Origin of the sequence: Plantactinospora endophytica (assembly GCF_016862915.1) — a bacterium.
In the GTDB taxonomy this organism is placed as follows: domain Bacteria; phylum Actinomycetota; class Actinomycetes; order Mycobacteriales; family Micromonosporaceae; genus Plantactinospora; species Plantactinospora endophytica.
This window is the reverse complement of the sequence record NZ_BONW01000021.1, coordinates 389,817-402,376: the sequence shown is the minus strand read 5'-3', so window position 1 is coordinate 402,376 and position 12,560 is coordinate 389,817. Positions and strand designations below refer to the sequence as shown.

General features: G+C 72.6%; 12 protein-coding genes. 11 read left to right on the top strand and 1 reads right to left on the bottom strand.

Annotated elements, in window-relative coordinates:
- Positions 1-22: 22 nt before the first annotated feature.
- The 8 genes from infA (at position 23) to truA (ending at position 5,020) form a co-directional block, all read left to right on the top strand.
- Positions 23-244, top strand: a complete 222-nt coding sequence (gene infA, locus Pen02_RS22785) for a translation initiation factor IF-1 (protein ID WP_007073013.1) — start codon at positions 23-25, stop codon at positions 242-244.
- Positions 245-370: 126 nt separating this feature from the next.
- Positions 371-484, top strand: a complete 114-nt coding sequence (gene rpmJ / locus Pen02_RS22780) for a 50S ribosomal protein L36 (RefSeq protein WP_012184307.1) — start codon at positions 371-373, stop codon at positions 482-484.
- A 220-nt stretch (positions 485-704) separates the two neighbouring features.
- Positions 705-1,085 carry a 30S ribosomal protein S13 gene (rpsM, locus tag Pen02_RS22775; protein WP_203860657.1) on the top strand — a complete coding sequence of 127 codons (381 nt, stop codon included), beginning with the start codon at positions 705-707 and terminating at the stop codon, positions 1,083-1,085.
- Positions 1,086-1,294: 209 nt separating this feature from the next.
- Positions 1,295-1,702, top strand: a complete 408-nt coding sequence (gene rpsK / locus Pen02_RS22770; protein WP_030329919.1) for a 30S ribosomal protein S11 — start codon at positions 1,295-1,297, stop codon at positions 1,700-1,702.
- A gap of 16 nt (positions 1,703-1,718) precedes the next feature.
- Positions 1,719-2,345: a 30S ribosomal protein S4 gene (gene rpsD / locus Pen02_RS22765; protein ID WP_203868102.1), complete on the top strand. Its 627-nt coding sequence runs from the start codon at positions 1,719-1,721 to the stop codon at positions 2,343-2,345.
- 114 nt (positions 2,346-2,459) lie between these two features.
- Positions 2,460-3,482: a DNA-directed RNA polymerase subunit alpha gene (locus Pen02_RS22760; RefSeq protein WP_101368124.1), complete on the top strand. Its 1,023-nt coding sequence runs from the start codon at positions 2,460-2,462 to the stop codon at positions 3,480-3,482.
- A 68-nt stretch (positions 3,483-3,550) separates the two neighbouring features.
- On the top strand, positions 3,551-4,105 hold the full coding sequence (gene rplQ / locus Pen02_RS22755; protein ID WP_203868101.1) for a 50S ribosomal protein L17: 555 nt from the start codon (positions 3,551-3,553) through the stop codon (positions 4,103-4,105).
- Positions 4,106-4,186: 81 nt separating this feature from the next.
- Positions 4,187-5,020, top strand: a complete 834-nt coding sequence (truA, locus tag Pen02_RS22750; protein ID WP_203868100.1) for a tRNA pseudouridine(38-40) synthase TruA — start codon at positions 4,187-4,189, stop codon at positions 5,018-5,020.
- A 145-nt stretch (positions 5,021-5,165) separates the two neighbouring features.
- Here the strand turns inward: truA and Pen02_RS22745 are convergent, their stop codons facing one another.
- Positions 5,166-5,876, bottom strand: a complete 711-nt coding sequence (locus Pen02_RS22745) for a hypothetical protein (RefSeq protein ID WP_203868099.1) — start codon at positions 5,874-5,876, stop codon at positions 5,166-5,168.
- Between the two features lie 2,764 nt (positions 5,877-8,640).
- Here Pen02_RS22745 and Pen02_RS22740 point away from each other — a divergent pair.
- From Pen02_RS22740 to Pen02_RS22730, 3 genes are all read left to right on the top strand, one after another.
- A complete protein-coding gene (locus Pen02_RS22740) occupies positions 8,641-9,246 on the top strand; it encodes a class I SAM-dependent methyltransferase (RefSeq protein ID WP_203868267.1) in 606 nt (201 codons plus the stop codon).
- A gap of 185 nt (positions 9,247-9,431) precedes the next feature.
- Complete coding sequence (locus Pen02_RS22735; protein WP_203868098.1) at positions 9,432-11,111, top strand: ATP-binding cassette domain-containing protein; 1,680 nt, start codon at positions 9,432-9,434, stop codon at positions 11,109-11,111.
- A 226-nt stretch (positions 11,112-11,337) separates the two neighbouring features.
- The gene (locus Pen02_RS22730) at positions 11,338-12,552 is read left to right on the top strand and encodes a lysylphosphatidylglycerol synthase transmembrane domain-containing protein (RefSeq protein WP_203868097.1); all 1,215 of its coding nucleotides are present in this window, start codon (positions 11,338-11,340) and stop codon (positions 12,550-12,552) included.
- Positions 12,553-12,560: the final 8 nt, after the last annotated feature.

The following is a 12,560-nucleotide window of genomic DNA, read 5'->3' as shown; positions in this document are numbered from 1 at the left end:
CGACGTCAGGACAGCGGAGGACATGCCGAAAAAAGACGGAGCCATCGAGATCGAGGGCCGAGTGATCGAGCCACTCCCGAACGCCATGTTCCGGGTCGAGCTCGCCAACGGTCACAAGGTGCTGGCTCACATCAGCGGCAAGATGCGGCAGCACTACATCCGCATCCTGCCCGAGGACCGGGTCGTCGTCGAACTCTCGCCGTACGACCTGACCCGAGGGCGAATCGTCTACCGCTACAAGTGAACGGCGCCGGGCCGTCCGTCGGTCCGGGGTTCACGAACTGTCTGACGACGGCCGGGTGTCCGTGTCCGTCCTCAAGACTCGACGGCGTCAGCGCGCTGCCGGGCAGAGTGGGAAAGTAAGGCAACCGTGAAGGTCAAGCCGAGCGTCAAGAGGATCTGCAACAAGTGCCGGGTGATCCGCCGGCACGGCCGGGTCATGGTCATCTGCACCGACCCGCGCCACAAGCAGCGCCAGGGCTGAGCCACGCCCGCCGGCCACGTGCCGGCGGAGTCGTCGGAAAGTCCGGGCCGCAGGTCCCGTACAACAACACAAGCTCGTCCCAGCCGCGAGCGGCGAGATCGCCAAGCGATAGCGCAGTCGTGGCCGACCCCCGGTCGGAGGCCGGGGCCCGCCGGTTTAGGGCAGGCGGGGTGGGGTGGGTGCAGACCTCCGCGAAGAATTCCGAGGAGTACGCCCGCACATGGCACGGCTAGCCGGCGTCGATCTTCCCCGCGAGAAGCGGCTGGAGATCGCGCTTACCTACATTTTCGGGGTCGGTCGGACCCGCGCGGTCGAGACGCTCGCCGCCACCGGCATCTCCCCCGACAAGCGCGCCAAGGACCTCACGGACGAGGAGCTGGTCCAGCTCCGGAACCACATCGAGGCCAACTACAAGGTAGAAGGTGACCTACGCCGCGAGGTCGCTGCTGACATCCGCCGCAAGGTCGAGATCGGCTGCTACGAGGGCATCCGGCACCGCCGGGGCCTGCCCGTCCGTGGCCAGCGGACCCGTACCAACGCGCGGACCCGGAAGGGCCCGAAGCGGACCGTCGCCGGCAAGAAGAAGCCCGGCAAGAAGTAGAACTTAACCGGAATCCGGGTCGGCATCCGCCGAGCTAGGCCGGACTCCAACCCGCACCGGGAAGTTCTCCGGGATTCGGGTCAACGTCCGCCGAGGTAGGCCGGACTCCAACCCGCACCGGATAAGTTCTCCGGAATCCGGGTCGGCATCCGCCGAGGTAGGCCGGACTCCAACCCGTACCGGAAAGTCAACTAGGAGCGCACAGACTTATGCCACCGAAGGCTCGCGCCGGGGCCGCCGTCAAGAAGGTCCGGCGCAAGGAACGCAAGAACGTCGCCCACGGGCAGGCGCACATCAAGAGCACGTTCAACAACACCATCGTCTCCATCACGGACCCGACCGGTGCCGTCATCTCCTGGGCCTCCGCCGGCCAGGTGGGCTTCAAGGGTTCCCGCAAGTCGACTCCGTTCGCCGCGCAGCTGGCCGCCGAGGCCGCCGCACGTCGGGCCATGGAGCACGGCATGCGCAAGGTCGACGTGTTCGTCAAGGGCCCCGGCTCCGGCCGGGAGACCGCCATCCGTTCGCTGCAGGCCGTCGGGCTGGAGGTCGGCCAGATCGCCGACGTCACGCCGCAGCCGCACAACGGGTGCCGTCCGCCGAAGCGTCGTCGGGTCTGAGAGGTAGACGAAGAACATGGCTCGTTACACCGGTGCCGACTGCCGCCGTTGCCGTCGGGAGAAGATGAAGCTGTTCCTCAAGGGCAGCAAGTGCGATGGCCCGAAGTGCCCGTTCGAGTCCCGGCCGTTCCCGCCCGGGCAGCACGGCCGGGGCCGCACCAAGGAGACGGAATACCTGCTCCAGCTTCGTGAGAAGCAGAAGGCCCGCCGCGTCTACGGCGTGCTGGAGAAGCAGTTCCGCGGGTACTACGAGGAGGCCGTCGCCAAGAAGGGCAAGACCGGCGAGATCCTCCTCCAGATCCTCGAGTCCCGGCTCGACAACGTCGTCTACCGGGCCGGCCTGGCGAAGTCCCGCGACCACGCGCGGCAGCTCGTCAAGCACGGTCACCTGACGGTGAACGGCCGCAAGGTCGACATCCCGTCGTACCGGGTGAAGGAGCACGACATCGTCGAGGTCCGGGCCAAGTCCAAGGAGCTGACGCCGTTCATCGTGGCGCAGGCCGAGGCTGGCTCGAAGACGGTGCCGGCCTGGCTGGAGGCGATCCCCAGCCAGATGAAGGTGCTGATCCACTCGCTTCCGGCCCGGGGCGTCATCGACACCCAGGTCCAGGAGCAGCTGATCGTCGAGCTCTACTCGAAGTAGCGGTTCCTGGCGTTTCCGCACCGGTTCCCGGCCCTGCCGTCGGGAGCCGGTGCGGAGCGCCGGACATCAGTTTGGGCATCAAATAGCGGGTGCCCCGAACGAAAAGGAAACAACATGCTCATCACCCAGCGGCCGACCCTCACCGAGGAGTCGATCAGCGAGACCCGGTCCCGGTTCACCATCGAGCCGCTCGAGCCGGGTTTCGGGTACACCCTGGGCAACTCGCTCCGGCGGACCCTGCTCTCCTCCATCCCGGGCGCGGCGGTCACCTCGATCAAGGTCGACGGTGTGCTGCACGAGTTCACCACCATCCCGGGGGTCAAGGAGGACGTGGTCGAGCTCGTCATGAACGTGAAGGAGCTCTGCGTCAGCTCCGACCACGACGAGCCGGTCAGCATGTACCTGCGCAAGCAGGGCCCCGGCGACGTCACCGCCGGTGACATCCAGCCCCCGGCCGGTGTCTCCGTGCACAACGCCGACCTCAAGCTCGCCACCCTGAACGGCAAGGGCCGGCTCGACATGGAGCTGACCGTCGAGCGGGGTCGGGGCTACGTCACCGCCGCGCAGAACAAGCAGGCGGGTGCCGAGATCGGCCGGATCCCGGTCGACTCGATCTACTCGCCGGTGCTGAAGGTGACGTACCGGGTCGAGGCGACCCGGGTCGAGCAGCGTACCGACTTCGACCGGCTGATCATCGACGTCGAGACCAAGGCGTCGATCGGGCCGCGTACCGCGCTCGCCTCCGCCGGCTCCACCCTGGTCGAGCTCTTCGGGCTGGCCCGGGAGCTGGACGAGAGCGCCGAGGGCATCGACATCGGCCCGTCGCCGCAGGACGCGCAGCTCGCGGCCGACCTGGCGCTGCCGATCGAGGAGCTGGACCTCACCGTCCGGTCCTACAACTGCCTCAAGCGCGAGGGCATCAACACGGTTGGCGAGCTCATCGGGCGTACCGAGGCCGATCTCCTCGACATCCGGAACTTCGGTCAGAAGTCGATCGACGAGGTCAAGATGAAGCTCGCCGGCATGGGGCTGGGCCTGAAGGACTCGGCGCCCAACTTCGACCCGGCGCACGTCGTCGACTCGTTCGGCGAGGCCGACTACGACACCGACGACTACCGCGAGACCGAGCAGCTTTAGTCCGGGGCTAGCCGGAGATCCGGCCACCCACTGGAGATCCGGCCACCCACTATTGAGGAGCACCAAGAATGCCCACGCCCACCAAGGGCCCCCGCCTCGGCGGTAGCCCCGCGCACGAGCGGATGATCCTGGCCAACCTGGCCACCGCGCTGTTCCAGCACGGCCGCATCACCACCACCCAGACCAAGGCCAAGCGGCTCCGCCCGCTCGCGGAGCAGCTCATCACCAAGGCCAAGCGGGGTGACCTGGCGTCCCGGCGCCGGGTGCTGACCGTCGTACGGGACAAGGACGTGGTCTTCACCCTGTTCGACCAGATCGCCCCCCGGTTCGCCAACCGCCCCGGTGGCTACACCCGGATCGTGAAGACGGTCCCGCGCAAGGGTGACAACGCGCCGATGGCGATCATCGAGCTGGTCGAGGAACTGGTCGAGGCGCCGCCGGCGCCGGCGAAGAAGACCGCCGCCCGCAAGGCGGCGCAGCAGGACAAGGTCGAGGCGCTCGCCCCGGACGAGGAGACCCCGCGTTCCTCGTCGGCCGCCGACCAGGACGCCGAGGCGCCGGAGTCGCGCTCCGGCGACACCCCGGAGGCCCGCGAGGACACCGACGAGGCGGACAACAAGTAACACCGAGGAACGACGCCGGGCCCGGCATCCCCGCGGGGGTGTCGGGCTGCGGCATATCTGGAGCCGGCCGTGGAGCACGAGGTGGATGAAGAGCAGACCCGGGTACGCCTGGACGTCGCCTACGACGGCGGTGACTTCTCCGGCTGGGCCGCCCAGCCCGGTCGACGTACCGTCGCCGGGGTACTGGTCGAGGAGCTGACCAGGATCCTCGGGCCGGGGCGGGCCACCGGGCTGACCGTGGCCGGGCGTACCGACGCCGGAGTGCACGCCAGCGGGCAGGTCTGTCACCTGGACCTGCCGACCGAGGTGTGGCGGCAGTGGGCGGACACGCTGCTGCGCCGGCTCGCCGGGCTGCTTCCGCCGGACGTCCGGGTGCGGGCGGTCACCGAGGTACCGGCCGCGTTCGACGCCCGGTTCTCGGCCACCTTCCGGCGCTACGAGTACCGGGTCACCGACGCCCCGTACGGGGCCGAGCCGCTGCGCCGGCACGAGGTGCTCGCCTGGCCCCGCCCGCTGGACCTGACGGCGTTGAACGAGGCCGCTGCGGGGCTGGTCGGCGAGCACGACTTCGCGGCGTACTGCCGGCGCAAGGAGCACGCCACGACGATCCGGGAACTGACCCGGCTGGACTGGCGGCGGGAGCCGGACGGTGTGCTGGTGGCGACCGTGCAGGCCGACGCGTTCTGCCAGTCGATGGTGCGCAGCCTGGTCGGGGCGATGCTGGTGGCCGGGGACGGGCGACGCCCGGTCGACTGGCCCGGTGGCCTGCTGGGGCGCCGGGAGCGGGCCAGCGAGGTGAGCGTCGTACCGCCGCACGGGCTGACCCTGGTCGCGGTCGGCTATCCCGCCGACCCGGCGGAGTACGCCGACCGCGCACTGCGTACCCGTCGACTCCGGCTCACCGCCTCGGCCTGAACCGGCCGGAGTCTCGTCCCGGCCGGAGTCCCGCCCCGGCTTCGCGCTGCTTCCGGCGAACCGGGTCGGTGCCCTCGGTGCCCCGGCTCGGCGTCCCCGGTGGCCCGGCTCGGCGTTCCGAGGGTGTCCGGGGGCCGGGACGTGGTCAGTCGGACTGTGTGGGGCTGGGTGGCGCCGACGAGGCGATGGTGCGCCGGTCGAGCACCTTGCCCCGCAGGTGCACCTCGATCATGTCGGAGAGGATCTGCCGGGCGAACAGGTCATCCTCGCCGATGGTCTTGCCGTCGGTCTTGGCGACGACGCAGTAGATCAGGAAGTGTCCGCGGACGTGCCAGCCGGCCTGTGCCGAGGCGGCCGTGACGGCGTCGGTGTCCCGGCCGGCGGACAGCCCGAGGAACCGCCCCTTCCGACCGTCCACGATCGGTTTGATCTTCTCGCGTGCCGACGTCGCGCCCGCCTCGTCGGCCAGGTTCACTATCCCGGCGGTCGCGACGTACGAGCCGGTGGGCGAGCGTACGGTGCCACGGACGAACTGACTGCACCCGGCATCGGCCAGTACGGTGGCCACCTGGCCGTCGGCGACGAGCTTGCAGTCCTCCGACTCCTGGGTCTTCAGCAGGTCGTACGGGCTCTGGTCGATGTCGATCGGCACCTGCTTGCCGTCCGGGAAGACCTCCTTGACGGTCAGCGGGGTCGGGTCGGCGGTACGCGAGCTGATGTCCCGAGGTGCGGCGACCGCGTCGGCACCGTCGGCCGCCCGGGAGTCCCGCCCGACGGGTTCGTCGACCACGAAGAAATAGGAACTGAGCCCGCAGATACCGAGCAGGAGCAGTACGCCGAGCGAGCCGATCACCAACTGCCAGGTCCGCTTGCTGCTCCGAGCCGGTGTGCCGGCGCCGCCGGACGGCGACGCGACGATGGCGAGGGCCGAGCCGGGAGCCGGTTTCCCTGGTGTGGTGGCCGGCGCCGGAGCGGGCGGAACGGACGCGGCCGACTTGGGCGCCCGCTCCGGGGCGCGGGCCGGGGACGCCGGGGACGCGGCGGCGGATGGCCCGGTACGACCGCCCTGCCCCGACGGCCCTGGCCGGCCGGCTCCGGCCGGTGGTCCGGAGCGCGGTCCGGCGGGTGAGCCGGGAGCACGGTCGAGTGGCGGTCCGCCGCGCGGGCCAGCCGGCCGGTCGAGTGGGGGTCCGCTGCGTGGCCCGGCGGGTGACCCCGGGGCCCGGTCGAGTGGCGCGTTGCCCGGTGGTCCGGAGCGTGGGTCGGCGGCCGATCGCGCCGCGCGCTCCGGTGCGGAGCCACCGGTACGGGGTCCGGCGGGTGAGGCGCCGGCACGTGGTCCGGCGGGTGAGTTCGGTGGTGCGGCACCGGGTGGCCCGGTGCGCGGGCCGACGGGCGGCCCGGAGCGTGGGCCGGACTGTGGCCCGGCGGGTGATCGTGGTGCACGGTCCGGCGTGGGCCCGGATCGCGCACCGGCGGGCGAGCCCGGGGCTCGGTCGAGTGGCGGGGTGCCGGGTGGCCCAGAGCGTGGGCCGGCGGGTGAGCCTGGGGCTCGGTCGACCGGTGCCGGCCCGGGCGGTCCCGAGCGTGGCCCGGCGGGTGAGCCGGGTGCGCGGTCCGGTGCCATACCTGGACGCGGGCCGCCCGACGGGCCCGGTGGAGTTCCGGCGTTCCTGGATCGGCGTCCGGCCGGCGGGCCGACCTGTCCCGGCCTGCCCGGCTCGGCGTCGGGCCGGGGCAGGGCGGTCGGGCCGGGACCTCCCGATCGGGTTCGTGGCGGCTCCGGCGGTGCCCCGCCGGACGTCGGGGGCGGGCCGGAGCGGGCCGGTCCGGCGGGTCCACGGGTACCTGCCCGGTCGGCGGGTGCCTCGGAGCGGGCGGGCCCGCCGGGACGGCGTACGCCCGGATTCTCGTGCCCTGGACGCAGCGGCGTTGCCCGGTCCAGCGGCGGGCCGGCCGGGGTGCCCCGGTCACCGGTACGGTCCGCCGGATCGTCGGCGGCCCTGCGCCGTCCACCGCGTGGTGCGGCGGGCTCGGGAGGGCCGGGCCGGAGAGCGTTCCGATCGTCCGAGGGAGCGCGACGCTGCCGTGGCGCCGGGGCGGGCCGTGTCCCGGCGAGCGGCCCCTCCCCGGAACCCGGCCGGTACGGACCGTCGGGTGGCAGTGGGGAATCGGTCTGGGCCCGGCGTCGGCCCACCGGACCACGCTCGCGGGAATCGGCGATCCCGGGTGCGGCCGGACCCGAAACGCTGCGGGGCGAGCCGAACGGCTCGGCGCCCGAGACCGGCCCGTCCGGGCCTGGCCGGCCACCCGCGTCCGGGCCTGGCCGGCCACCCGCCCGGTTCGGACGACCGCCAGAGCCGGGCCTGCTGTCGGGACCGGGTCGGTCGTCGGGGGCGATCCTGCTGCCCGGTATCGGCCGACTGCCGGGGCCCATCCGGTCGCCCGGTCGAGGCCGGTCGCCGGGGGCCATCCGGTCGTCGGGTGCGAGCCGGTTGCCGGCACCGATGTGGTTGTCCGGTCCGGTTCGGCCACCCGGGTTCATTCGGTCGTCCGGTCCGGGCCGGCTTCCCGGGCCCATCCGGTCGTCCGGTCCGGGCCGGCTTCCCGGGCCCATCCGGTCGTCTGGGGCGGGTCGGTCGGCGGTGGCGGGCCGGCCGGCTCCCGGAGCGGGGCGGATAGCGTGCGGCGGCCCGTCCACCGGTGCGGCCAGATGGCGCCCGGCGCCGGCCGGGCGCGCGGCGTGCGTCGGGCCGACCGGGGGCAGCCGGTCGTGACCGGGGGGGTCCACCGCTGAACGATCGCGGTTCCGGCCACCGGGCGGTGACAATGGGTCACGACCGGGAATGTCTGCCGGCGGATAGCCGTGACCCAATCCGGGGATGTCAGGTTCCCCAGCGCCGTGTCGAGCGCGCCGAGAACGGCCGGGGGTCTCTGCCGACCGTCCAGGTCCGTCCGGGCCGTACCCGGGTGGCCCGTCCGGTGCGCGACCAGGGCCGTCCAGCCCGCGACCACGGTCGTCCAGTCCACGGCTGCGGTGGTCCGGGGCGTGGACGCGGTCGTCCAGGGCGTGCGCGGGTGGGGTGTCGGCGTACCGGCCGTGGGTTGGTCCGTCGGGGCGTCGCCCGGGTGGCCCGTCCGCGTGCCGGCCCTGCGGCTCCGGGTATCGGCCGGGTGCCTCGGGAGAGCGGTCGGGAGAGGCTGTTGACCGACCTGGACGGTCGGCGGAGCGCCCCGGGGCGTCGATCGACCAGCCGGCGGAGGAGTCGGGGCCGGAAGGCTCCGGAGTGGACGGACCGAACCGGGTTGCCGCTGGCAGCGGGTCCGGCCGGTCGCCTCCAGACCGGCGCCGGCCGGCCCGCCCCGGTGGCGGACCGGCCACCGGATCCGAATCGGCCGAAGGCTGATCGGCGGGATCTCGTCGAGACCGTGGCGGCCCGCCGCCCGGTCCGGGTCCGCGCCCATAAACCATGTCGCACAGGGTAACGGAAATGCCGAACGGCGCGCCTCCACGGATGAGTCACAGTTGGTGAGAGAGTGGGCATTTGCCCGGAAGACGGGCAGGGCCCCGAGTACGACCACCGGCGCGGGCGCCGACGCGGTAGGCGAGAATGCGTGACGTGACCGGCGACCACTATTTCAGCACCGAGCCCGCGACCAGCGCCGACCGGCGTACGGTGGCGTTCTCCGTCGAGGGCCGCGACTACTCGCTGAGCTCTTCGGCCGGGGTCTTCTCCGCCGATCGGCTCGATTCGGGCACCGCGGTACTGCTGCGCAAGGCCGAGCTGCCCGGTCCGGAGACCACCGGTGTACTGCTCGACCTGGGCTGCGGGTACGGGCCGATCACCTGCGTGCTCGCCAGTCGGGCGACCACCGCGACGGTCTGGGCGGTGGACGTCAACGCCCGGGCCCGCGAACTCACCACCGAGAACGCCCAGCGGCTCGGCCTCGCCGACCGGGTACGCGTCGCCGCGCCGGACGAGGTGCCCGACGACCTCTCCATCGCACAACTGTGGTCGAACCCACCCATCCGGGTCGGCAAGGACGAGCTGCACGCCATGCTGCGGCGCTGGCTGCCCCGGCTGGCGCCGGACGGCGTGGCGTGGCTGGTGGTGGCCCGGCATCTCGGCGGCGACTCGCTCCAGCGCTGGCTCGTCGAGCAGGGCTGGCGGGTCGAGCGGCATGCCAGCCAGAAGGGCTACCGGGTGCTGAGGCTCACCCGCTGACCGTCGTCCGATCCGCTGGACCGTCGCGTCATCTGCTGACGGTCGGGCAATCCGCTGGACCGTCGGGCGATCTGCTGACGGTCGGGCGATCCGGTGACCGTCGCGTCATCCGCGATGACGGGTCGGGCAGGTCCGGCGTCGAAACCCGCTGTTGCCGGGGGCGGCTGTTGCGGCACTATGCCGACGTGGGTTATGTGGACGTCGCCGGAGTCGGGCACATCCTGCCGGACGGCCGGCAGTTGTTCGCCGACGTCTCCTTCCGGGTCGGCGAGGGCGCCAAGATCGCCCTGGTCGGGCCGAACGGCGCCGGCAAGACCACTCTGCTGAAGATGGTGGCCGGCGATCTGCCCACCCGTGCCGGCACCATCGCCCGCTCCGGCGGGCTGGGCGTGATGCGGCAGTTCATCGGCATGATCGGCGACGAGTCGACGCTGCACGACCTCGTACTCTCGCTCTCGTCACCCGGGCTGCGCACGGCGGGGGAGCGGCTGGCGGCGGCCGAGACGGCGCTGCACGCCGCCGAGGTGCGCGGCAAGTTCAGCAGCGCCGCCGGCAAGGCCCAACTCGGGTACGCGGAGGCGCTGGGCGCGTGGGGCGAGGCCGGCGGCTACGACGCCGAGGTGCTCTTCGACACCGTCTCCACGATCGTGCTGGACCTGCCCTGGGAGAAGACTCGTGAACGGCCGGTACGCACGCTCTCCGGCGGTCAGCAGAAGCGGTTCGCCCTGGAACTGCTGCTGCGCGGCACCGACGCGGTGCTGCTGCTCGACGAGCCGGACAACTTCCTCGACGTGCCGGGCAAGCGCTGGCTGGAAGGGCGGCTGCGGGAGTCGGCGAAGTCGGTGCTCTACGTCTCGCACGACCGCGAACTGCTGGCGCGGACGGCCGACCGGGTGGTCGCGGTGGAGGGCGGCAGCGCCTGGGTGCACCCGGGCGGCTTCGGCAGTTGGCACGAGGCCCGGCTCGCCCGGCACGACCGGCTGGAGGAGCGGCGCCGCCGCTGGGACGAGGAGCACCAGAAGCTGCGCGAGCTGATGCTGATGTACAAACAGAAGGCGGCGTACAACGACGGGATGGCCTCCCGCTACCAGGCGGCGCAGACCCGACTGCGCAAGTTCGAGGAGGCCGGGCCGCCGCCCGTGCCGCCGAAGGACCAGGACATCCGGATGCGGCTGACCGGCGGGCGTACCGGCAAGCGGTCGATCGTCTGCGAGCAGGTCGAGCTGGACGATCTCACGTTCCCGTTCGACCTGGAGGTCTGGTACGGCGACCGGGTCGCCGTGCTCGGCGCCAACGGTACGGGGAAATCGCACTTCCTCCGCCTGCTCGCCCGGGGCGGCACCGACCCGGACCCGGCCAACGGTCCGGTCGACGGCGGCCCGGCGCTGGCCCCGGTCCGGCACGGCGGGACGGCCCGGTTGGGTGCCCGGGTACGGCCCGGCCACTTCTCGCAGACCCACGACCGGCCGGAGTTGCTCGACAAGACCCTGGTCGAGGTGCTGTGGCGGGGCGACGACCACCGGGCCGGGATGGACCGGCACACCGCGATGAAGGCGCTGAACCGGTACGAGTTGGCCGGCCAGGGCGACCAGCGGTTCGGCACGCTCTCCGGCGGCCAGCAGGCGCGGTTCCTGGTCCTGCTGCTGGAACTCTCCGGCGCGACCCTGCTGCTGCTGGACGAGCCGACCGACAACCTGGACCTGGCCTCGGCCGAGGCCCTGGAGGCCGGGCTGCTGGCGTTCGACGGGACCGTGCTGGCGGTCACCCACGACCGGTGGTTCACCCGGTCGTTCGAGCGGTTCCTGCTCTTCCGGGGCGACGGCGAGGTGGTCGAGACGCCGGAGCCGGTCTGGGACGTCGGCTGAGCCGGATCGGTCGTGTCGCCGCAGCCGGTTCGCGGCGTCGGCCGGGCCGGGTCGGTCGTACTTGCCGGAGCCGGTTTGCGATATCGGCCGCTACGTCGATGTGGTCGAGTTCCGGAGCCGGTTCGCGGCGTCGGCTGAGCCGGCGTGGTCGCGGAGCCTGAGCGGTACCGCCGAGCGCCGCGTGGCTCTCCGGGGTGGTGGCATTACGGCGAGTATCGTCCGTGCCGTGGTGCCGCGTGGATCCGGCAGGTGGCGCCTGGCGCGGCGAGCCGGCCAGGTCGTGGTGACCGCCGTACTCCTCGGTTTCGTCGGCTGGGCAGTGGCGGGACGGTGGAACGAGTTCTCGGGCGTACTCGGTGCGCTCTCCGTACCGGGCCTGGTGCTGGCCGGGCTGGCCGCCGCCGTCGGAGGACTCTGCGGCTGCCTGGCCTGGCGGGCGATCCTGACGGACTTCGGCGCCGACCTGCCGTGGTACGGCACGGCGCGGATCTTCTTCGTCGGGCAGTTGGCGAAGTACCTGCCCGGCAAGGTCTGGCCGATCCTGCTCCAGGCCCGCCTCGCACGGGCGTACGGAGTGCCGGGGCGGACGTCGGCCGTGGCGGCGTTACTGGCCATGCTGATCACGCTGGGCACCGGCCTGCTGCTCACCGCGATCGCCCTGTTGGTGCTGGGCGACGGAGCTGTCGTCGGTTACCGGTGGACCCTGCTGGCCGTACCGCTGGTGCTGGTGCTGCTCTGGCCGCCGCTGCTCAACCGGATCCTCGCCCGGCTGCTCCGGCTGGCCCGCCGCGATCCGATGCCCCGGCCGCTCTCCCCGCGCGGCGTCGGCAGGGCCGTCGGCTGGTCGCTGGCGACCTGGCTCGGCTACGGTACGCACCTCTGGCTGCTCCTGACCGACCTCGGAGTGGACGGCCCCGACCTGTTGCTCCGCTCGATCGGCGCATTCGCCGGTTCGTGGTCCGTCGGGTTCCTGCTGGCCGTCGCCCCGGCCGGGGTCGGCCCCCGGGAGGTGGCCCTGCCCCTGTTGCTCGGGCCGACCGTCGCCCAGCCCGCCGCGCTGGTTGCCACCGTCGTGTCCCGGCTGCTGCTGACCCTTGTCGACCTGCTCCTGCCGGCCGTCGCGGTGTCGGCCGAGTGGACGCGTCGTCGACTGTCCCGACGAGCGCCCCAGCCGGCGCCGTCGACCGATGCGCCGGAGATCGGGCCGATGGTGGCCGACGCGCCGGAGTTCAGGCCGGTGATGGCGGATGCGCCGGAGTTCAGGCCGGTGGTGGCCGACGCGCCGGGGTTCGCGGCGATGGTGGCCGATGCGCCGGAGTTCGGGCCGGTGGTGGCCGACGTGCCGGAGGTGCCGGTGGCGCGGCGGGCGGGGTCGGCTCGCGGAGATGGTCGCCGCGAGGCGGCCGGGCCATCGGCGGACTCCGCGACTCGCCAACAGTGACCACGGAA